The organism is Bradyrhizobium sp., assembly GCF_049581145.1.
Classification (GTDB): domain Bacteria; phylum Pseudomonadota; class Alphaproteobacteria; order Rhizobiales; family Xanthobacteraceae; genus Bradyrhizobium.
Window position 1 is genome coordinate 1 of the sequence record NZ_JBAURI010000132.1, and the last position, 20,351, is coordinate 20,351.

The following is a 20,351-nucleotide window of genomic DNA, read 5'->3' on the forward strand; positions in this document are numbered from 1 at the left end:
TTTGAATCATGAGCAACTCACCTCGTCAAGCTAAATCACTAAATTACATGGCTACATAAAACATGCCTGAAACAAGGTTGTGCAAATATTATCAGCCGCTTAGGCTCGGAAAGCCACGCAACTTCCGACTAAGCGCAGCGTGCCCACCACTCAAGCCGCAATCGGGATGGAAGGTGCGCACGGCGCGAGCGCGCCATCGTCCACCTTGCAACTCTGCTCCCTCGCCGTCATTGCGAGGCACCGCCGGGTGGCGCGCGGGCACCGGCCCGGTGGCAACGAGGAAATCCACACTTTCCCGGCGGCACGATGGATTGCTTCGCTTGCGCTCGCAATGACGGCGTTGGCCGCAACGCCTGAGCGCACCGTCGCAACGCGGCGTGGGTAGGGTGGGCCAAGCTTCCGCCGTCGCGCGAAGAGCGATGGCGGATGCGCGCCCACCATGTGCGGGAACGAACAGATGGTGGGCACGGCGCCAGCCTTGTCCCAACCTGCAAGTCGCGGTCGCGTCGGCTTGTACGTCAGCACGCCGGACGGCGCGGATCGATTTCGAGCTGGCGACAGGGTCAGGCCGCAGGCAGGCCGGCCCAGGCTCGCGAGGCGCCTGAAGGCGATTTCGGCGTGGCTCGCGCTGATCGCGCCGGCTTCGTATCCGGCTGCCAACAGCCACAGCATCGGCGCCAGCGCCCTGCTCGCGACCGGCAGGCGATGAAATTCGAAATCGTCCAGCAAGGCGCGGTGCAGCTTGATCCAGGGCGGCGCGCGGTCCTTGCAGCTCTGCAGCGATTGCCAGTCCTTCGGTGTCAGTGTCATCGCTTGCGCCCCGCTGTTTCGGCACTGCGCGTTTGATAGTCCCGGCCGCCGCCAAAGTCGCCTCCATCGGCACGACAATCCTCGCTCTTCACAGCGGTGCACTCGCGCGTTGCAGCTTCATGGCGCCGAATCGGTTGCGGAAATGCCTTGCGAAGTGACGGCCGATGTCACGACGACGATCAGACCCCGGCTTCGGTTTTGGCTCGCGCGCGCGACTCCACACCACCACCCTCTGTCTCTTCCTCTGTCTCTTCCTCTATCTCTTCCTCTGTCTCTTCCTCTTCCTCTTCCTCTTCCTCTTCCTCTTCCTCTTCCTCTTCCTCTTCCTCTTCCTCTTCCTCTTCCTCTTCCTCTTCCTCTTCCTCTTCCTCTTCCTCTCTCTCTCCTCTCCTCTCCTCTCTCTCTCTCTCTGGCATAGCGCTCTGCTAGCATCTCGCGAGCAACGAAAAACACTCATCAATTCAATCTTTTAGCGCAGCGGGACGATGCAAGGCAAAGATTCCGGCCGGACGGCCATGTCATCATGGCTCGCAGCGATCGCACCCCCTTCGTAGCCGGCCGCCGGCAGCCCACGACATCGGCGCTAGCGCCCTGCCAGCAACCCGCGAGCAATGACATCCGGAATGATCGAGCAACGTCATGTCCAAAATATTTTCTCGGAATGGCAAGGGCTGACCCGAGATGATTGCCGGCACTGATCCCCAAATCCGTCCATCACGATGTCCGCATTGCTTCGGAACGCGATCGAAACAGCGGCTTCCGTTCGATCTCGAACGATTGCGGCGGAGGCAAACTGCTTTGAGCCACTTTTTCCGCGCAATTGCGCCAATGCATGTGCTTTGCAAGGCACAGAAGGCGTATCCACATCATGATACAGCTACAGCGCGATGTTGATTATTTGCCACCAGAGCCAATGTGAGTTGTATCATGCGTAAATCGGTCACCGGACTCTTCGCGATCCTTGCGTCCACCGCCCCGACATTTGCCGCTGATCTTGCGATCAAGGCGCCGCCGGCTGCGATCCCGTTCTCCTGGACCGGCTGCCACGCCGGCGGTCATGTGGGTGGTGTCGTCAGCCAGGACAGTTCAGGCGCCGATTCGGTCATCAGTTCGTCGGCGCCTTTGACCAACTTCGGTTCGACAGGTTTCGTGGGCGGCGGACAAGTCGGCTGCGACTATCAGTTCGCGCCCAGCTGGGTCGTCGGGGCCGAGGCCCGCGCATCCTGGAGCAGCCTGACGAGCAGCCGGCCCGCCACCGTGATTTTCCCGGCGCTCGGGCTGACCGTCCCGGGACACTACAGCGTCAACAACGACTTCCTGGCGTCCGCCACGGCGCGGCTCGGCTACAGCTTTGGCGAGCAGTGGCTGATTTTTGCGCGAGGCGGTGCGGCGTGGACCCAGGAAAAGATCGACAACGCGCTCACCGTGCAAGGGATCTCTGGCGATGCGAGGGCAACCTTGACTCCGCTCGGCTGGACCGTCGGGGCCGGCGCGGAGTGGGCCTTTGCGTCGCATTGGTCGGCAGACCTCGAGTACAGCTACTACGAATTTGCCAGCCACGGAGCAACGCTGACGGATCCGGCTCACGGGACGTTCATCGACATGAGGGCCCTGACCGACCGGCTGCATTCGGCAACGGTGGGCGTGAACTATCACTTCTGACAGGCGCTGCGCCGCCGGCGACGCGGCAATCCGTCCATTGCTTGCGGCACGATGGATTGCTTCCGGAGAGCGACGGCGGAGGCGTTGCCACCCGCCGCTTCTGCCTCGCGTGATCAGCCCGGCGCGCAGATCTCCTGCAGCGACGCCATCGTGTCCTCGATGAACTCGCGCGCCGCGTACATGCGAAGGCCGGCCGGCCGCGCAAAGAACACGTCGCTCACCAGCTTCTCGTTGGCGACGAAGTGGGTGTGACAGTTCGCCCGATCGCGGTATTTGTCGAACAGCGGATGCCCCGGCTTGACGAACAGGCAGTTGGGGACCGCAAAGACACGGGCGTTCGCGGCTCCATTCAGCAGCGCCTGCAACTCGGTCGAACCGTTCTGCAAAGGCGGGGCGACGGGTTTGCCGGCCAGCACGAACAGCAGCGTCGCAAAACCCTTCTCCCAGATCTTGTCGATCAGCGATTCGATGGTGCCGCTCGCCGGATAGCCGAGGCACTGCACGATGAAGGCTCCGTCCGGCTCCAAGACGTCCTGCACCAGGCTCAGATAGTCGTCCAGCGCGGTTCGGTTGAATTCGAGGAGATTGGCGTTCGAGGTCACGATCTGGAATGTCTTGCCCGGGCTGACGAGGTCGCCGATCCGCCACCAGGGATAGTGGCTGCACAGCGGGTGCTTCAGACGCAGGGGAAGCGCCCGGGATATCTCGACATGGCTCAGCCGCTTCGCGGCCGGGAAGTAATGATTGAGCACGGGCGCTTCCTCGGGCAGCAGCGCCCGCTCCTCGAAGTGCGCACCGAAACAATGCTGGTTCACGAGATTCTGCAGCAGATAGAAGCTCTCGCAGGCTTCGATCTGGCTGTAATCCTGCAACGGCGCGTGGTGGCGCAGGAAAAACGAAAGATAGCCGCAGCCCGGGCCGATCTCGAGCACCGAGCGGAATTTCGCATCGACGGCCAGGAACTTCCTGTAGAGCGCAAAGGATGACAGCAGCGTCGAGAGCGGAAGGATCGGCCGCCTGTTGGACAGGAACGTCAGCTGAAACAGCACCACGTCGCGGCACGCCTGGATCAGCAGGGCATATTCGCTGTAGGTCAGGCCGCCGAGCTCGCGCATGTAGCTGTCGAACCGGTTCTCCTGCATCGTATCGAGCAGCTGGCCGATCTCGCGGAGGCTGGAAATCCGCACCGGGAAGCCCGCCCGCTCGAAATGATCGAGATTGTGCGTCTGCGCCGCCCACCAGGTCGGCAGCTGCGCCTTCGCCAGGCGCTCGCTGGTCCGGTACGTGTCTGGTTCCAACATCCTGTTCCATCCCTTCCGGTCGCCGCCGGCGCATCGTCTCCCCGGAGGTTTCGCACGAGTCGGCTGATTCCAGGAAATCGGTCAGTGTTGGATGTCGGACAGCTCGAGCATGACCTCGTTGCGGCGCAGGAATGGCAGGGTCCAGGGCGGGTTGTAGAAGGCAAGGAGCGGCTCGCCGGTGGTCGGCAGCCTGTGCTCGGTTGCGTAGCGGCGCAGTTCGTCGGTGCGCTGCGCGATGGCCTTGCTGGTCGCGAGGCCCGAGAACGTGATCGCGACGTAACGGCGCGCGGGTATCTGCTTCAGGCTGACGCGGGCATCGGTCGGCGCCGGCAGGGTCGCCATCGTCCAGGACTTCGGCATGATGAAGCGCACGGTCCAGGTGTCGCCCGGGCCCTGGCCTGCACGCTGCTGGGTGACCGGCGCGGTCATCGCGATGGTCTGCTTCTGCTGCTGCACCGGAGCCGTCATCGCGATCCGAGCATTCGGCTTGTTGGCGCCGAAGATGTAGGCTGCGATCAACCGGAAGCCCTCGCTGATGGCCGCCCGGCGCTCGCCCGCGACCACGGCCTCGGCGGCGATCATCGGGCCGTAGGAACGCACCTCGATTGGGCCAGCGGATGATTCGACCTGGTAGTCCGGGGTTTCGACGCGGCTCATGACGGGTCCCGCAGCGGCGCCGGCGATGATGATGGCGAGCCCAAGAATGCCGGCAATCCAATACGACAGCCGGCGGCGGACGCCTCCTGACGGCTGGGGCGCACAGGATGGGTCGAGGCCTTTGCGAAACGCATCATCTTCGCGGACCGCCATCGATCGGTTTCGGTTCGCTCGACCGATCCTGCGAGCTGCTAACCAAGACCGCAATCTGCCAGCAATTCCAGGGTTTTCCAAGGTGGCTCCGGAAGTGACGCATGAAGTCGATTGCAAAACACCCGTCGGCAGGGCGAACCGGTTCGGCCGCAGGATCGCAGCGGGACGCCGGGACGCCAATCCGAGGTCGCGTTCGCGCTCGAAGATCATTCGCTGCCGGCATCGGAAACGACGATGCGCAATCGATCAGACCGAACTCGCCCGGCTGGCAGCGGCCGGGCTTGACTGGTTGGCAACTTCGCGACCGTCATTCGGTTTCGCGATGGATGAAGATCCAGAGGCCGTTGTCGCTGGACGACTGGATGCGGACCTGCATTTCGCGATCCATGTCCTCGAAGTCGCCGACCCATCCCATCTCGATGTCGACGGTTCCGTTGCGGCGCGCCTGTTCGATCCGGCCGCGGAATTCGGGCTTGCTCATGCAGGGCGCCACGTTGAGGAAGAAATCGAGCCCCAGCGCGGGCCGGGACTTGAAACCCGATAATTGCGCCTCGGCCTTGTTGTAGACCCTGGTCACGCCGTCGGCATCGAGCTTGATCACGCCGAACGGCAGCTCGTCGAGCTGGTCCGCCGTCAAGTTTTCGACCTGCTTTGCGAGGTCCGGCAGATTGAAGTCGAGATCAGGCACGGTCGTTCCCCTGTTGGCGCACGCCGATGTCGTCGAAGGTGATCAGGCCCAGCAGATGGCTGACGCGCTCACCATCATCGGACAATGGCAGTATCAGCCGCTCGAACAGGATCATGCTGTCAGGGCCCAGCGGAAAGCGGGCATAATCGAAATGGACGATGCCCCTCAACGCCCTGCGATAAGCGCTCCCGATCGAACCGAGCAGGTCATGATCGGCGGCCGCGATCAGCTCGCCGGTCAGGTCGCGGCCCAGCCGCTCGATCAATGCCGCGCCCGCCGACACGACCCTGAAGCTGGCGGCGTCGGCGTCATCGGCGTCGACGCGCATCAGGCAGGTGCTGCCGGTCAAGCCCGGCGCGAATCCGAAGGCTTCGGAGGCCGGCGGCAGGCGCTCGGATCCGCCCGCGAGGCTTCGCCAGCGGTCGAAAGCCTGCCGGATCTGCGGATTGCGGATCTTCCCGCGCAGCCGGTCCGACAGCCGCAACGCCTCGGCGGTCAGCATGGAGGCCGGCCTGCGGCCGAGCTTCTCGAGAATGGCGCGGGCCAGCGCGCCTTCGGCGATCGGCTTCCTGAACACCAGCGCATTGGCGGGCTTCGGCATCGCCGACGAGCCCGTCATGAAGATGACAGGCAGATCCGGCTGGGCTTCGCGGAGCCGGCCGGCGAGGCCCAGGCCGGAGCCCTGGTCGAGCTGCAGGTCGATGCAGGCGAGATCGATCCTGATGCCGCCCGACCGCAACGCGTAGGCCACATCCTCAGCCGCGGCTTCGATCACGCGATACTCCAACAGCCGCAGCACGGCCGCCAAGTGCGACCGGATCATCTCCTCGTTTTCCACCAGCAGGATCGTGGCGTTGCCGTGCAGTTTCGGATCGATGGGATCATCGGCCGTCGCCACCGGCTCGCCCTCGGCCGCGGCGCGCGGCAGATAAAGACTGATCGTGGTGCCGACCCCGACCTCGCTTTCGATCAGCACCCTGCCACGGCATTGGCGCGCCAGTTCGAAGGCGGATGCCAGCCCGAGCCCGGTGCCCTTGCCGGATTGCTTGGTCGTGAAAAAAGCGTGCCCTGCCTTGGCGCGGACCTCGGGCGACATCCCCGAACCGGTATCGGCGATGGCGATGTGGACGTAATCGCCGGGCGCCAACGCCGGCGGACGTCCGGTGTTGTGGCAGTTGCCGACACGCACGGTCAGAGATCCGCCATCGGGCATCGCGTCCCGCGCATTGGCGCTGAGGTTCAAGAGCACCGCCTGCAGCCGCCCCGGGCTGGCCAGGACCGACCAGCAGCCCTTGTCGACATCGATCTCGAGCGCGATCTGCGGCCCCAGCAGCAAGGCGATCAGCTTGCCGGTTTCTCCGAGCAAATCCGCAAGGCTGACGACATCCGGTTCGGCGCCTTCGATGCGCGACAGATCGAGCAATTGCCGCGTGAGCTCGGCCCCCCGCTCGACCGCGCGGTCGACGCGGGCCAGGATGTCGGCTTGCGCGGCCGGCGCCACGCCGCGGCCGAGCATGCGCGAGGCGCCGTTGACGATCGTCAGGACGTTGTTGATGTCGTGGACGATATTGCCGACGAACTGGCCCATGACACGAATTTTTTCCGAATGCGTCGCCAATAGCGACGCTTCGGCGAGCTGGCGTCTTTGCAGGTCGAGCTGCTCGGTCAGGGCGGCCAGCGCCTCGTCCTTCTCGCGCAGCCGGTGTTCGAGACCATCCGTCGTCGAGCCGACGGCGCTTTTGCGGACCAGAACCCGCATCACCTTGCGGTCATCGTCGTGAAACGGCCGCACGTTCAAGTCGAACCGCCGCAGCTTCCCCTTCAAGGTCAGAGCGTCGGCATGAAATCGGCTGGGCAGGCCGGCCAAGGCCCGCTGGATCGCCTCGGCGGCCGGCGCGCGCCATTCCGGCAGCAGGATGTCCGGCCAGTTCCTGCCCACCAGTTCGGTCGGCTCGCCGGTCTCCATCAGCGAGCAGCATCCCGCGCTGACGGCTTCGATCAGGCCAGCCGCATCGAGAACAAAGACGCAATCGGTGCCCGGGGATGGAAGCGGAAAGTGAGCTGGCGTGTCAGGCGAATTGTCCATGCCGTCATTTCCAGCCGACGCCCGGTGCCCACGATCGCCGTTCGATTATACCGCCAATAAGTGAATCGGCCACTCAAGGACTGCAACAGCAAGCAATCCGTGCGCTTCGGGACACGGCGCGGAACATGGCGCGGGACTGGCGCGGGACAATGCCCCTGGCGAAGGGCGGCGAGAATGCTAACTTGGCGCCACCCTGTCCCTTCCAGGATCAATCCGATGCCGATCCAAGCCTCGGCCGCATCGCTCAGCCGGTTTCCGATCGTCGACACGCACGATCCGGAAATCATGCGGCACACGCTGCTGACGCATTACGGCGCCAGCAATTTCGAGATGCACGAGGCGGCGGATTTTTTCGGCCGGTCGTATCACGCCAGGCTCGGGGCGGTATCGCTGGGGCTCTGCGCCTACGGCACGCGGGCGTCGGTCGAATTCCCCGAATGCAGCTTTGTCCGGCTGCAGATCGCCATCGCGGGCAGCGCCGCCACGACCATCGGCGGCCGCACCACCGAAACCTCGGCATCACAGGCCTGCGTCACCCCGGCCGATCGCACCAATCGCATCGATTTCGGCGCCGATTTCAAGCAGCTTTTCGTCCGCATCGAAAAGGACGCGATCGAGCGCAAGCTGGCGGCGCTGCTTGGCGCGCGGCCGCGCCGGCCGATCGCATTTTCGACCGCGTTTGCCAAGAGCCAGCCCCATTTCGACAGCTTCATGCACCTGATCGCATTCACGGCCAAACAGCTGGTTTCGACGCCGGCAAATCCGCCAGCTCTCATGCTCGAGCAGATCGAGCAGGCCCTCATCGTATCCTTCCTCGAGACCGTCCCCCACTCCTACAGCGACGCACTGCGAGGGCCTCCCGCCGACGTCACGACCAGCCACGTTCGGCGCATCGAGGACTATATCGATGCCCACTGGCGACAGCCGCTGACCGTGGAAGAGCTGTCTCGGATCACCGGAATCGGCGCGCGATCGATCTTTCACGCCTTCAGGCGCGCCCGCGGCTACACGCCGGCGGCCTACATCAAGGCGGTTCGGCTGCGCAACGCGCGTACGCTGCTGACGGCGCGCGGCGAGGCCACGACGGTGACCGCCGTGGCCTATGGTTGCGGGTTCTCCAACCCCGGTCATTTTGCCAGGGACTATCAGCGCATGTTCGGCGAACGGCCGTCGGTCACGCTGGCCAGGGCCGGCCGCTAGCCGGAAGCTGGCACGGCGCGAGGGGTCGTTCGCGGCACGACGGATGGCTTCGCTGGCAAGGACGGCGGTTGCGGCAGCGTCGGCGCAACCGATCTTTCACTGTCCGACATGGAAGGTGAAGCTGCCCTCGGTCTTGTGGGTATCGACCGACAGGACGTGCCAGCGCACCTTGTAGGCTCCCGGCGACAGCGGTTTCAGCCCGACACGCATGACAGACGAACTGAACGACGGCTTGCCGAGATCGACCCGCGCGCCGTTGGCATCGGTGACTTCCACCCCGCTGAACGCCGGCTCCAGGTTCTGGGTATAGGTCAGCGACACCTCGCGCGGCGCGGTCGGCACCGTGCTGCCGACGCGGGGGTCGGCATGGTCGAGAAAGGCGTGAGCCTCGGCGGCGGTGCCCGCGATCACGCCGAGCAGGACGGCGGTGGCAAACATTGGGATGCGCATGGGTGCGGCCTCAAAAGGTCAGTTTGCGGGGGGTCGAGGGCGTGCCGCCGAACAGCGGTTGCCCGACGGTGGTCGGGAACATGTCATCGAGATAAAGATGGAGCTGCCCGAGAACGCCCACGCCGCTGCCGCTGTCGCGGTTGATCGGGATCACGGCCTCCAGGCCGACCTGGAAATACGACCCGACCCAGATCACGCCAGGGTTGAGAAAACCGGTGGTGGTGTAGGGATTGCCGAAATTGTTCGCGACCGGCGTCGTGAAATTCGCTTCGAGGATCGGAATCAGATGATTGATGAAATCGGGCAGCTCGAGATCGATCACTTCCGACTTCAGGTACGGCATGCTGTACTGCAATGACGCGCCGTAGACCAGTTGCTGCGGAATGAAGGCGCTCTGGGTGAAATCGAAACTGCTGGTCGGAATCTGATAGCCGACCTGGCCGGTCAGCGCGAACGGACGCGCCCAGGACATCGTGTCCGGCAGCTCGCCGAGGCCCTTTCCGACATAGAGCGTCGGCGTCACCAGGCTGTAGGAGGTGCCCAATCCCGAATTGGTGGCGCCCGTGTTGCCCCAGTCGACGATGACGCCGGCCAACAGCGCCAGCTCATGCGGAGAATCCTTCAGCAGCTGGTACTGGAACGTCGTCTCCAGGTCCTGAAATCCGGTGGTGACCGAACCGTCGGGCTGGCGGATCTGGGTCCAGGTCTCACCGATCGAGACGCCGAAATCCTCGGTGATCCGCTTGGAAAGCTCGCCTGACAGATCCCATTCCGTGGCCGGCGGCGTATCCGGGGTCTTCGACCACGTCACGGTCGGCAGCGACATTTCGTCGGCGACGCAGGGATCGTCGATCGCCAGGGTCGCCGGAAAAAACCGTGGGCCGACAAAGCAGTGAGCAAACGCATCGGGAATCGACGCCAGCGCGATGAGGTTGGCGAGCGCAAGGCAACAGGCAGCGTATCGTGACATCGGGATTTCTTCCGCCAGGGAATGTGAACGCAGGTATCAACGGCCTGAGGCCGGGTTGCATCACACGCCGGGCGGAGGACCCCGGGGACGGGCCACCGAGTATCGGGAAAACCAGGACAGCCGCAGCGGCTGCGCCGACTGCAGCTCGGCGCAGATTTCCGAGCTGACGTACGCAATCGTTATCGGCGGCGGGCCGTCCAGCAGGTGGAACGCGCCGGCAAAACAGAATGCGCAATGCTGATCGGCGGGATGTCTGGGCTGATCGGCCGGCGCGAGCGGGCTGCCGTCGGTCCCGTGCAGGCACAATTGGGAGAACGGCAGGTCATCGAGGACGGCGGCATGGGCGATCTGAACGCCAACGAACGCCAGCAAAAGCGGCTGCAGGACCAGCGCATAGATCACAGCCGCGCCTACCAGCCTTCGCCGGAACGATCGCTGTCCGAGGCTCGCGCGGTTCGGTCCCATGCCCATGATCGGCGACCTTATACTGACGGGATCGCCACATTCAAGCCGCCACACCCGTGCCTGCGATGTCGCCGGCAAAAAAAGAGCGATCAAGCCTGCCGGGCCAAGCGGCACTCGAGACGGCGTCAACGACGCTCGGCCATCGAGCGAGCCTGGCGCATCCGATGTGGCCGCAGGAATTGGATACAATTTGAACTAATTGCGGACGAGTGCGTCGACCGCGTTGCAATCTGTTTATGAGAGCATCCAGCCATTCGCAGGCCGACCCGCGAGGATCGGCTTGGGAACGGCGGCCGCAACGGCTGCATTTTTTTGACGACGAAATTTAATGGACCAGCGACAATTCCAATCCGGAGTGTTTCATGACCGCCCTCGTTATCGCCATTTCGCGCCCGTTTACCGAACAGTCCGAGGTCAAGGAGATCGTGCTGCTGTCTGCAGCCGCACTGTTGCTGTCGATCCTGCTGATCCTGTGCGGGCCGTCCGTCGGGCCCGAGGTAGTTTCGATCCTCTGACGCGCTGCGCCGACATCTTCGCCGACATGGGCCGGATGCGCCTTGGGCCGCCCTGTGCGGCTGATTCGGCGGATCGACTGCAGAGGCTATGAAGAAGCTCCCTTGGCTCTTCTCGTCTCATGGGCCATCGAACAACGCGGCACGCGCGGCGTCTGACGGGAAGACGCAGGCGACGTCATGGGCGCAACCGGAAATGAGCGTCACATGACGATCGCCATGCGTGGCCAGCCGCGCGCGGTCGTAGGCGGCATAGGCCAGGCCGCGCTGCAGCCGATAAGGGCCCTGCGCCTCGGCGGCGCATGACTTGTCGAGGATGCGGTAATACGTGCCCTTGCCCTCGCCGCTGTCGAGCGCGCCTTCCAGATATCGAATCGTGGCCTTGGCGTAGTGCAGGCGCGCCTCCGCGGCGCTGCGCTTGAAATGGGCCGGCATGCCGTCGGTGCCGTATTTCCATCGATTGCCATCGGCACAATCGGGCGGTCCCGGCGCGAAGCCGAATGCGCAGCTCGACACATCCGGCGCGCTGCAGACGGACCAGTCCGCGGGCCGGCCCTGCTGCAGCGGTTGCGGGCGATCGGGATCGAAGTAGAGCCAGATGCCGGGGTCGGCCACCACAAAGCGCTGCGTCACGCCGCCCTGGTCGGCGGCAAAGCCGATATAGTGCTGAACCATCTGCCCGCCCGCGGAAAATCCCGCGACCGTGACGCTGCGCAGGCTCGGCCAGCGCCGCGTGAGCTCCGCCAGGATGGCATCGAGCGCGTCGAACGAACCAAACGTCGCGTCATTGCTCGCCAGCCCGCCTTCGAGCCAGCTCTCACACGTCCATGACAGGTCGCCGTCGCGGGCCTTCGGTACGCCCCGCGTCTCGCATTCACGTGCCTCGGGGCCGGCAACCTGGAAGACCGGGGCGACGATCAGCGTATCGCCCAGCCGGTCGGCGTTTTGCGCGGCCGTCATCGCGGCCTCGAACGTCTTGTTGGCATCGCGCGGATGGCCGTGGATCGCGACCAGCGCGTGCGTCGGCGCGCCCGGCGTCTGCGAAACGTAATAGTGCAGCACGCCGGCCGCGCCGGAGGGTTGAAAGGATTCGTAATGGGCGCCATCCGGCTCATCGGCCGCAGCGGCTGGCGCCGAGGACGACAGCATCAGCATCGCGGCCGTGCAGACCAGGGTCATGACACGCGCCATCATGCGAGCGTTCGGTCGGACGATAGCGCCATGCATCGGATTGATCCGGATCGAGAGAGCCGAGATCGCAACCTAGCAGATCGTCTCTGCTCCCGCCAAAGACCGCGGGGAACTTGCCGCGTGGCTTGCCGGCGGACTTCGAGGTGCTGGTGTCGCAGGCGTCACCGGACCGCATCCCCGCGTTGCGCGCGGAGTGCCGACGTCGATGCGCGTCAGCGCCCTTCGCGACGTGCACGTCGGGGGTTCGCGCGGCGCGGATCTCCCTGATTTGCGGCAAGCGCATGAGGCTCTGCGGACGGCGCCGATCACATTTGGCTCGCGTGAAATCGCGCGGAATTCATTCGAGCATCAGCGTCGATTGGCCGCAGTCTGCGTTGTCTGCGGTCCGGCAATGGGGCCGGACTGAACAGCAAGGGGAAGAACGATGCTCAGGACGTTGCTCGGTGCAGCCGCCATGGCTGCAGCCGCTTACACTTGTGTGCCCGCCTATGCCGCGCATGTCGGCGGATGCAGCGGCGATAATCTGACCAAGGCTGAAAGCGCACTCGATACGATGGCCGACGTTCCCGCCAAGTTCGCCGCGCAACGGGAAATGGCGCAGGCGCAGAACGCCCTGCTCGCCGACAATTGGGGCGGATGCGCCATGCATCTCAGCCGGGCGATGCGCTCGGAAAGCATGGCGCAAGCTCCCTATGCTCAGTATCAAGCCTCCTACCCGCAGACGATGGCGCAAACCCCGTTCGCCGCGCCGACCGCGCCACCCCCGGCCGAGACCACGCAACAAAACTGGTTCCAGTGGGGACCGCCGCAAGGTCAGAAATAAGCGGTCGCAGACCCAGGGGTTCGAGCCGACACCGGCGCGAACCGGCTTCGACAACGAAAACTGCGGCGGGGCATGGCGTGGCCCCGCTGCAATGGCAGCCTCAATCGTCGTCCTGCTGTTCTCCCATCAGCCTGCCGGTCGATCTGTTGAGCAGATGCGACAGGCCGCAAGCGGGACACGGCAGGGACACGAACAGATCGGCGTCGGCCTCAGGGTCCGCGGCAAAGGGCCGAGGAACCTCCACGCCGGTCCGCGGACATCGAAAAGTTGGGCTGACCATGAAGGATGGTAGCGGGTCGGCTCGAACCCCGGCTTGATCCTGCTCAACAATCGATTAGATCGAGAGGCGCAGCCGCAAGACCTTGCAGCCGCAGCACCGTGACGTCGCAGCATTCGAGAATTTGCGGTCAATGCCCTGAGCAGTGCACCGCAGCATGCCACCTTCTCACATGCTGGAATGAGAAACGCACGGGTGAACGGCAGACCCAGCCTGAAGCGAGTCTGCCCGCTGGAGTCCCTCAAACGCCGGGAGTCTACCCGTATTCAACCGGATTATAGTACGTAAAAATACTTGCTACTTTTGCGTGTAGCAGAGCCAAACAGGAGACGGTCCCATGAACCACAAGGGCGTGGAATATCACATAGCACCGTCAAGCGTTCCGGGTGTCTGGAAATGGCAGTTCTGGATCGGCGACAAGGTCAAGGTCGGCCAGACCGAGACCCGGATCGCCGGGATGGCCGCCCGGCGCGCCCAGCTGAGGATCGATCAGGAATTGCGAAAGCTGCGTCAGCTCAACGCCGGGTCATGACAGGCGGAGGAAGCAACGGCTTCCCCCCCGCATGTGCGGCATGACGCGACGATACGACGCTGATCAGGCGCGCCTGGTTTCGAAGCCTGCCAGTCGTTGAACCGGCCCTTACGCCGCCCGCACGGTGTCGAGGAATTTCCCGACTTCGACCTTGAGCCGGCTGCTGTTGCCGGACAATGACTGCGCCGCCGATAGAACGAGAGACGAGGCCGATCCGGTCTCGCCGGCGCCTCGCTGCACGTCGGTGATGTGAGACGAGACCTGCTGGGTGCCGTGGGCGGCCTGCTGCACGTTGCGCGAAATCTCCTGGGTCGCGGCGCCCTGTTGCTCCACGGCGGCAGCGATGGCCGAGGAAATCTCCGACAGCTTTTCGATGGTGCCGCTGATCTCCCTGATCGCGTCGACCGATTCCTGCGTCGCCGCCTGAATGCCCGAGATCTGCTGGCCGATCTCGCCGGTCGCTTTCGCGGTCTGCTCGGCCAGCGCCTTGACCTCGGAGGCCACGACGGCAAAGCCGCGACCGGCCTCGCCGGCACGGGCCGCCTCGATGGTCGCGTTGAGCGCCAACAGGTTGGTCTGTCCCGCGATGGTGTTGATCAGTTCGACCACGTCGCCGATCCGCGCCGCCACCTTCGACAGCTCGCTGACGCGCTCATTGGTCTTGCCGGCCTGCTCGACGGCCTCATTGGCCATCCGCGCCGACTCCTGCACCTGGCGGCTGATCTCGTTGACCGACGATGACAGTTCCTCGGTGGCCGAAGCCACCGACTGAACGTTGCTGGTCGCCTCTCCGGAGGCGGCCGCAACCTGGCTGGTGACCTCCCGCGCATGCTCGGCGGTCGTGGTCAGCGTGCCCGCGGAGGCTTCGAGTTCGCTCGAGGCCTGCGACACCGTCTGCACGATTTCGCCCACCGCGCTCTCGAAATCATCCGCCATCTTGCGCATGTCGGCCCTGCGCCTGGCCGCGGCGCGGGCCTCCGCATCCCGCCCCTCGATCTCCAGCGCCTGGCGGGCGATCGCGTTGCTCTTGAACACCTCGACCGCTTTCGCCATCTCGCCGACTTCGTCATGGCGGTCGATGCCGGCCAGCTCGACATTGAGCCGGCCGCGCGCCAGGGCATTCATCGTGGTCGTCATTTGCCGCAGCGGCTTGGTGATGCGGCGGGCGACGATGATCGACACCGCAAGCGTCAGCAGCAGCACCAGGGCGCCCGCGATCAGCGCGCGCTCCGACGACGCCCAGCTCTGCGCCCGGAGATCGTCGATGTAGACGCCGGTGCCGATCACCCAGCCCCATGGCGCAAACCCCGTCACATAGGACAGCTTCGGCTGCGGCTTGTCGAAACCCGGTTTCGGCCACTCATAGGGCACGAAGCCCGAGCCGTCTTTCTTGACGACGTCGACCATGTCGGCGAACAGCGCCTTGCCGTTCGGATCCTTCAGGGTCGAAATATCCTTGCCGTCGAGTTCCGGCTTCATCGGATGCATCACCATGCGCGGCTGCATGTCGTTGACCCAGAAATAGTCGTCATTGCCGTAGCGCAGCGCGCCAATCCGCGCCAGCGCCCGCTTCTGCGCCTCGGCGACCGCGACGCCGCCGCCCTGCGCCGATGCGTATTCTTCCTTGACGACGCCGATCGCGAGTTCGGACAGATGCCGCAGTTCGATTTTCTTCTGCTGCTCGAGGGACGCCGTCATTTCGTTGGAGTCGAGAATCCCGATGCCGACCACGCCGATGAAGCTGAGGCCGATCAGGGCATAGATCTTGCGGCCGACCGTCATCCTGAAGCGGCGCGCCATCGTATCCGCCAGCGAGCGGCGCCGGATGAGACCTGCCGTGACGCTGTATTTCTGGGCCTTGTTGGCGCGGATCAGCGCGTAGACCTGCTCGGCCTCGGTGCGCTGCCCGGCGGGCAGCTTGGTGCGGATCGACATGAAGCCTGCGATCTCGCCGTTTTCCCAGATCGGCGTGACGCTGGCCCGGACCCAGTAGAAATCACCATTCTTGCGGCGGTTCTTGACCGCGCCGGACCACGGCATGCCGCTCTTGATCGTGGTCCAGAGATCCTCGAACGCTTCCGGCGGCATGTCGGGATGGCGCACGATGTTGTGCGGCTGTCCCATCAACTCCGCTTCGGTGAAGCCGGAGGCGTCCACGAACTCCTTGTTGAAATAGACCAGCTTGCCCCTGGCGTCGGTCTTCGAGACGATCAGGGCATCGTTGCCGAGCGGATATTCGACATTGGTGACCGGAAGGTTCTTGCGCATGCTCATATCATCCTGGAAAATCCGACATCATCCGCTGCATCGCGATGCGGACCACGACGACCTTCGCTTCGTAAGGTTGCGCAAGCCCCGGAATCCGATTCTTGCCGCACCGATGCGTGCATTGTGCTGGAACCTATTGCCGCAAGTTCGAACTAAGTCTTAAGCGACGGTCCCGTAACATTACGGACAGATCGCCGAAGCACTTGTCCTGATGGCGCTATTTGAACAGTGGCGGCGGTTCCTGGCCGATCGCTCGACAGGCGGCACATCGGCTTGTCGTGCGCCAGTGACGCAGTCGATCCAATGCACGGCATCGTGCAGATCATCCACCGCGACGCATGCGTCGCGCCCGATCGACGGGCATCGCATACCCGGTAACAGACGGATCGGTGTGATGGAGGGTTCGGTTGCAGATCGATATCGCCGACGATAGGCTGAAATCATCGATTCCGCATGATGACAGCCTGTTGCCGGATCAGGACCGGCATGTCGTCGAAGCGGTGCGGCGGAGCGTCTGGACACTCTCGCGTCGAACACGCCTGCAGATTGGTGACAACTGAAACCAGAGGCGCTGCGATGGAACAACGGCTCATGGCAGCGGATCCCTGGTTGTCGCAAAAGATCGTGGAACGGCTCTATATCCAGCCGCGCCATCTGCGGCCACGCAGCATCAACGCCTATTTGCTGGCGCTTGCGCTGGTCACGGTCGCAACCGCGTTGCGCGTCGCGGGCGCCGACCTGCTGCCCGGCGCACAGTTCATCACGCTGTTTCCCGCGGTCATCCTGACCACGCTGCTCTGCGGCATGTCGGCCGGCTTGCTTGCGATCGCCGCGTCATCGCTATGCGCCTGGTACTTCATTCTTCCTCCGGTGTTTTCCTTTGACCTCGATCCCGGCCAGGGCGTTGCGCTGCTCGCCTTTGTCGCGATTGCATCGCTCGACGTCGCCGTCGTCGGCGCGATGCGGGCGGCCATTGCTCACGCCCGCAATCTCAACGGCACCCTGAAGACGGTGTTCGATTCCAACCCCGACGCGATCGTCCTGATCAATGCCGACGGCCAGATCGCCAACGCCAACGGGCGGGCCGCCGAGCTGTTTGCGATCCCGGTTGAAGAACTGCTCGGCGCGCCGCTCGAGAGCCTGCTGCCCGAGCGGTTCCGCGGTCGCCACGTCGGTCATCGCGGGAATTTCATGACCGATCCGCGCCTGCGGGAGATGGGAGCGGGACTCGAACTCTCGGGCATGCGTCCCGACGGCAGTGAATTTCCGGTCGACGTGCAGATCGGCGCCATCAGGCTCAAGGGCGAGACGTTCGCCATTGCCACCGTGCGCGACCTCACCCGGCAAAATGCGCTGGCCCGGGAGCTGGCCGAAAGCAAGCAGCAACAGGCGATCCTCGAGGAACGCGAGCGGGTCGCGGACGAGCTGCGGCTGTGGGCCGATGCCTTCCAGTGCGCGGCGATCGGCATCGAGATCTCCGACCCGCGCAGCGGCACCGTGCACTACGTCAATCCGGCCTACGCGCAGGCGCACGGCATCGGCGTCGACGACGCCAAGGGCATGGCGGTCGCCGATTTCTATGCCGAGGAGGAACGCGCGCGTCTGCCGGCGCTGTTCGACAAGGCGGACTCGCTCGGACAGGTCAGCTACGAGTCGCGGCATCGCCGCAAGGACGGCACCACGTTCGCGGTCGAGATCGAGGTCGCGAGCAAGCACGACGCGGCCGGCGCGGTAATCTATCGCCTGACCTCGTCGCGCGACGTCAGTGCCGCCAAGCTGACCGAGCAGCAGCTGCGGCAGGCGCAGAAAATGGAGGTGGTCGGGCAGCTCTCGGGCGGCATCGCCCACGATTTCAACAATCTCCTCACCGTCATCGTCGCCAATACGGAACAGCTCGGTGATGAACTGCAGTCCCGTGACGATCTGCAGCCGATGCTGGACGACGTCCGCCATGCGGCGCAGCGCGGCGCCGAGCTGACGAAACGATTGCTCGCCTTCAGCCGCAAGCAACTGCTTCGACCGGTCGTGATCGATTGTCAGGAGCTGCTCGGTTCGATGGCGAAAATGCTGTCGCGGACCTTGCGCGGAGATATCGTGGTCCGCCTGACATCGAGGCCGGATGCCATCCTGGCCTTTGCCGATCATGCGCAACTGGAAGCCGCGGTGCTGAATCTCGCGGTCAATGCCCAGGATGCGATGCCCGAAGGCGGACGCCTGGATCTGGGTGTCGAGCTCGCGATCGTCGAACCGCAAAATCAGGGCGATTACCGGGGTATCGCGCCCGGCGACTACGCCGTGATCTCGGTGACCGATGACGGCGAAGGAATGACGGCTGAGGTTGCCGCGCGCGCATTCGAGCCGTTCTTCACGACCAAGGAGGTCGGCAAGGGCAGCGGACTCGGTTTGAGCATGGCGTTCGGCTTCGCCAAGCAATCCAACGGAACCGTCACGATCTACAGCGAGCCGGGGCTCGGAACGACGTTGCGGATCTATCTTCCGCGCGTCGCGGCGAAGGAGCAGCAAATATCCGTGCCGGCGGCCGACGCGCCGCTGCCGCAAGGCTGCGAGATGGTCCTGATCGTCGAAGACGATCCGTTCGTGCGCCCGGCCGTGGTTCGCCGAGTGGAAAGCCTCGGCTATTCGGTGGTCGTCGCCGCGAGCGGCAACGAGGCGCTGCAGAAACTGGCGGCCAATCCCGGCATCGACCTGCTCTTCACCGATGTCGTCATGCCCGGCGGCATGAACGGTTGGGAGCTCGCCGAGGCGGCGCGTCAGGCCCGCCCTGAACTCCCGATCATCTTCACGTCCGGCTATCCGCGCGAGGTGGTGCTGGAACAGGGCAGCCTGTTCGAGGACGCCGTCGTTCTGACCAAGCCGTATCGAAAGGCCGAACTGGCGGTTCGGCTGAGAGCGGCGCTCGCGGTCAGGTCGCGGGTGGCCTGAACCTCGCGCCGCCGACGCGGCGGCGGGGATTTCGCACCCCGGATAATACGGGCGCGGCGCGCACGTTAAGCGGCCGTTTACCATATCGGCCGACCGTTCCCGCATATCGAGCGAGATTCGATGCTGGAGGCATCCTCATGAGCGACCTACATGGTTTTGATCTGTCAGCCGGCGACCGGGCGCCGGTCTGCATGGGCCTGACGGCCAAAGGAACACTCTACGCCTCCGAGGCGCAGTCCGGACGGGCGGTGGTGATGATCCTGGCGCGGACGCTCGAAAGCCCCGGGCTGCCGGCGCTGCTCACCGCCTTCTCCGAACAGGCGGACGCGCTTGCGGCGCACGAGGTCGACCTGGTGGCGCTGATCGGCGAAGACGTGACGTCGATCTTCGAATTCGCCCTCGCCAATCCCGGCCGCGTCACCCTGGTCGGCTCCCTCAACGACTTCCTGCAACGCGCGGGCTACCACGGCGCAGCTCCGCAAGTGCTGGTGCTCGATCGCAATCAGAGGGTCGCCGCGCGCTTTGCCGCCGCCGACGCCGCGAGCATGGTCGCATCGACGATGACGACGGTCACCGCGTTGCCCGACGAAGCTGCGGGCGATGTCTGGATGCCGGCGCCGGTGCTGATCCTGCCCAACCTGCTCGACCCGGAGCTGTGCCAGGAACTGATCGCGCTGCATGACAGCGGTCCGTGTTCGGACAGTCCCTCGCTGGCCCTCGATCAACGCGGCCGGCCGGTCAGCGGCATCAACCACAGCCTGAAGAAGCGCAGCGATTTCCTGCTCGAGCGCGATCATCCGATGTCGATCCGGATCGGCGACATCATGCAGCGCCGCTGCATTCCCGAGATCAAGCGCGCGTTCCAGGCCCATGTCAGCCACACCGACCGCTACAACATCGCCTGCTATCCCGGCGACGGCGGCCATTTCCAGCGTCATCGCGACAACCGGCCGGAGCTGATCTCGTTTCGCAAGTTTGCGTTGTCGATCAATCTGACCTCCAGTGCCGGCGGCTACAAGGGCGGCTTTCTCCGGCTTCCCGAGTTCAACTCGCATCATTACCGGCTTGCCACCGGCTCCGGGGTGATCTTCTCCGTCGCCCTGCTGCACGAGATAACCCCGGTGCTGAGCGGCAACCGTTATGTCCTGATCACGCATTTCCACGACGAGGAGGGCGAGGTCCGCTGGCTCGAGATGCGTCGCACCTTGGCGGCGATGCCGCATGGCGCGGCCAAATCAGCCGCGTGATGCAAGCATCGTCGCTCGAGCATCGTCGCTCGAGCATCGTCGCTCGAGCATCGCCGCCGCGCCCTGACCGCCGGCGCGGCTTGCCGCCCCGCCGTCCAGCTGCGGCATGACGAGAC

19 protein-coding genes and 1 pseudogene are annotated in these 20,351 nt (G+C 64.6%); 8 read left to right on the forward strand and 12 right to left on the reverse strand.

What is annotated here, in order from left to right:
- Nucleotides 1-150: 150 nt before the first annotated feature.
- The gene (locus WCB02_RS04285) at nucleotides 151-810 is read right to left on the reverse strand and encodes a hypothetical protein (protein ID WP_423956598.1); all 660 of its coding nucleotides are present in this window, start codon (nucleotides 808-810) and stop codon (nucleotides 151-153) included.
- Nucleotides 811-989: 179 nt separating this feature from the next.
- Nucleotides 990-1,226, reverse strand: a complete 237-nt coding sequence (locus WCB02_RS04290; protein ID WP_423956599.1) for a hypothetical protein — start codon at nucleotides 1,224-1,226, stop codon at nucleotides 990-992.
- 511 nt (nucleotides 1,227-1,737) lie between these two features.
- Between WCB02_RS04290 and WCB02_RS04295 the strand changes: the two genes are divergently transcribed.
- The gene (locus WCB02_RS04295; protein ID WP_423956600.1) at nucleotides 1,738-2,472 is read left to right on the forward strand and encodes an outer membrane protein; all 735 of its coding nucleotides are present in this window, start codon (nucleotides 1,738-1,740) and stop codon (nucleotides 2,470-2,472) included.
- Nucleotides 2,473-2,585: 113 nt separating this feature from the next.
- Here WCB02_RS04295 and WCB02_RS04300 read toward each other — a convergent pair whose 3' ends face one another.
- The 4 genes from WCB02_RS04300 to WCB02_RS04315 form a co-directional block, all read right to left on the reverse strand.
- Nucleotides 2,586-3,773, reverse strand: coding sequence for a hypothetical protein (locus tag WCB02_RS04300; RefSeq protein WP_423956601.1), 1,188 nt, complete (start codon nucleotides 3,771-3,773; stop codon nucleotides 2,586-2,588).
- 81 nt (nucleotides 3,774-3,854) lie between these two features.
- Nucleotides 3,855-4,583, reverse strand: coding sequence for an SOUL family heme-binding protein (locus WCB02_RS04305; protein ID WP_423956602.1), 729 nt, complete (start codon nucleotides 4,581-4,583; stop codon nucleotides 3,855-3,857).
- A 307-nt stretch (nucleotides 4,584-4,890) separates the two neighbouring features.
- A complete protein-coding gene (locus WCB02_RS04310; RefSeq protein WP_423956603.1) occupies nucleotides 4,891-5,271 on the reverse strand; it encodes a hypothetical protein in 381 nt (126 codons plus the stop codon).
- Nucleotides 5,264-7,357: an ATP-binding protein gene (locus tag WCB02_RS04315; RefSeq protein WP_423956604.1), complete on the reverse strand. Its 2,094-nt coding sequence runs from the start codon at nucleotides 7,355-7,357 to the stop codon at nucleotides 5,264-5,266. Before WCB02_RS04315 ends, WCB02_RS04310 begins: the two co-directional genes overlap by 8 nt.
- Before the next feature lie 216 nt (nucleotides 7,358-7,573).
- On the opposite strand from WCB02_RS04315, the gene WCB02_RS04320 reads away from it, so the two are divergent.
- Nucleotides 7,574-8,557, forward strand: coding sequence for an AraC family transcriptional regulator (locus WCB02_RS04320; RefSeq protein WP_423956605.1), 984 nt, complete (start codon nucleotides 7,574-7,576; stop codon nucleotides 8,555-8,557).
- Nucleotides 8,558-8,653: 96 nt separating this feature from the next.
- Here WCB02_RS04320 and WCB02_RS04325 read toward each other — a convergent pair whose 3' ends face one another.
- From WCB02_RS04325 to WCB02_RS04335, 3 genes are read right to left on the reverse strand one after another with little or no spacing between them, the layout of a single operon-like run.
- On the reverse strand, nucleotides 8,654-9,007 hold the full coding sequence (locus WCB02_RS04325; RefSeq protein ID WP_423956606.1) for a copper resistance CopC family protein: 354 nt from the start codon (nucleotides 9,005-9,007) through the stop codon (nucleotides 8,654-8,656).
- A gap of 10 nt (nucleotides 9,008-9,017) precedes the next feature.
- Nucleotides 9,018-9,977 carry a hypothetical protein gene (locus WCB02_RS04330; protein ID WP_423956607.1) on the reverse strand — a complete coding sequence of 320 codons (960 nt, stop codon included), beginning with the start codon at nucleotides 9,975-9,977 and terminating at the stop codon, nucleotides 9,018-9,020.
- A gap of 60 nt (nucleotides 9,978-10,037) precedes the next feature.
- Nucleotides 10,038-10,379 carry a hypothetical protein gene (locus WCB02_RS04335; RefSeq protein ID WP_423956608.1) on the reverse strand — a complete coding sequence of 114 codons (342 nt, stop codon included), beginning with the start codon at nucleotides 10,377-10,379 and terminating at the stop codon, nucleotides 10,038-10,040.
- 425 nt (nucleotides 10,380-10,804) lie between these two features.
- Between WCB02_RS04335 and WCB02_RS04340 the strand changes: the two genes are divergently transcribed.
- Nucleotides 10,805-10,957, forward strand: coding sequence for a hypothetical protein (locus WCB02_RS04340; protein ID WP_423956609.1), 153 nt, complete (start codon nucleotides 10,805-10,807; stop codon nucleotides 10,955-10,957).
- Between the two features lie 117 nt (nucleotides 10,958-11,074).
- Here WCB02_RS04340 and WCB02_RS04345 read toward each other — a convergent pair whose 3' ends face one another.
- Nucleotides 11,075-12,148 (reverse strand): hypothetical protein, encoded by a 1,074-nt coding sequence (locus tag WCB02_RS04345; protein ID WP_423956610.1) that lies wholly within the window; start codon nucleotides 12,146-12,148, stop codon nucleotides 11,075-11,077.
- A gap of 421 nt (nucleotides 12,149-12,569) precedes the next feature.
- Between WCB02_RS04345 and WCB02_RS04350 the strand changes: the two genes are divergently transcribed.
- The gene (locus WCB02_RS04350; RefSeq protein ID WP_423956611.1) at nucleotides 12,570-12,968 is read left to right on the forward strand and encodes a hypothetical protein; all 399 of its coding nucleotides are present in this window, start codon (nucleotides 12,570-12,572) and stop codon (nucleotides 12,966-12,968) included.
- A 614-nt stretch (nucleotides 12,969-13,582) separates the two neighbouring features.
- Complete coding sequence (locus tag WCB02_RS04355) at nucleotides 13,583-13,777, forward strand: hypothetical protein (protein WP_423956612.1); 195 nt, start codon at nucleotides 13,583-13,585, stop codon at nucleotides 13,775-13,777.
- A gap of 108 nt (nucleotides 13,778-13,885) precedes the next feature.
- Here WCB02_RS04355 and WCB02_RS04360 read toward each other — a convergent pair whose 3' ends face one another.
- Together WCB02_RS04360 and WCB02_RS04365 are read right to left on the reverse strand one after the other, a co-directional pair.
- Nucleotides 13,886-15,577 (reverse strand): methyl-accepting chemotaxis protein, encoded by a 1,692-nt coding sequence (locus WCB02_RS04360; protein ID WP_423956616.1) that lies wholly within the window; start codon nucleotides 15,575-15,577, stop codon nucleotides 13,886-13,888.
- A 138-nt stretch (nucleotides 15,578-15,715) separates the two neighbouring features.
- A pseudogene (locus tag WCB02_RS04365) lies at nucleotides 15,716-16,051 on the reverse strand (PAS domain-containing protein); the annotation flags it as partial.
- A 401-nt stretch (nucleotides 16,052-16,452) separates the two neighbouring features.
- Between WCB02_RS04365 and WCB02_RS04370 the strand changes: the two are divergent.
- The 3 genes from WCB02_RS04370 (at nucleotide 16,453) to WCB02_RS04380 (ending at nucleotide 20,235) form a co-directional block, all read left to right on the forward strand.
- The gene (locus tag WCB02_RS04370) at nucleotides 16,453-16,605 is read left to right on the forward strand and encodes a hypothetical protein (RefSeq protein WP_423956613.1); all 153 of its coding nucleotides are present in this window, start codon (nucleotides 16,453-16,455) and stop codon (nucleotides 16,603-16,605) included.
- Between the two features lie 16 nt (nucleotides 16,606-16,621).
- Nucleotides 16,622-18,988: a PAS domain S-box protein gene (locus tag WCB02_RS04375; RefSeq protein WP_423956614.1), complete on the forward strand. Its 2,367-nt coding sequence runs from the start codon at nucleotides 16,622-16,624 to the stop codon at nucleotides 18,986-18,988.
- A gap of 137 nt (nucleotides 18,989-19,125) precedes the next feature.
- Nucleotides 19,126-20,235 (forward strand): 2OG-Fe(II) oxygenase, encoded by a 1,110-nt coding sequence (locus tag WCB02_RS04380; protein WP_423956615.1) that lies wholly within the window; start codon nucleotides 19,126-19,128, stop codon nucleotides 20,233-20,235.
- The last annotated feature ends 116 nt before the right edge of the window (nucleotides 20,236-20,351 follow it).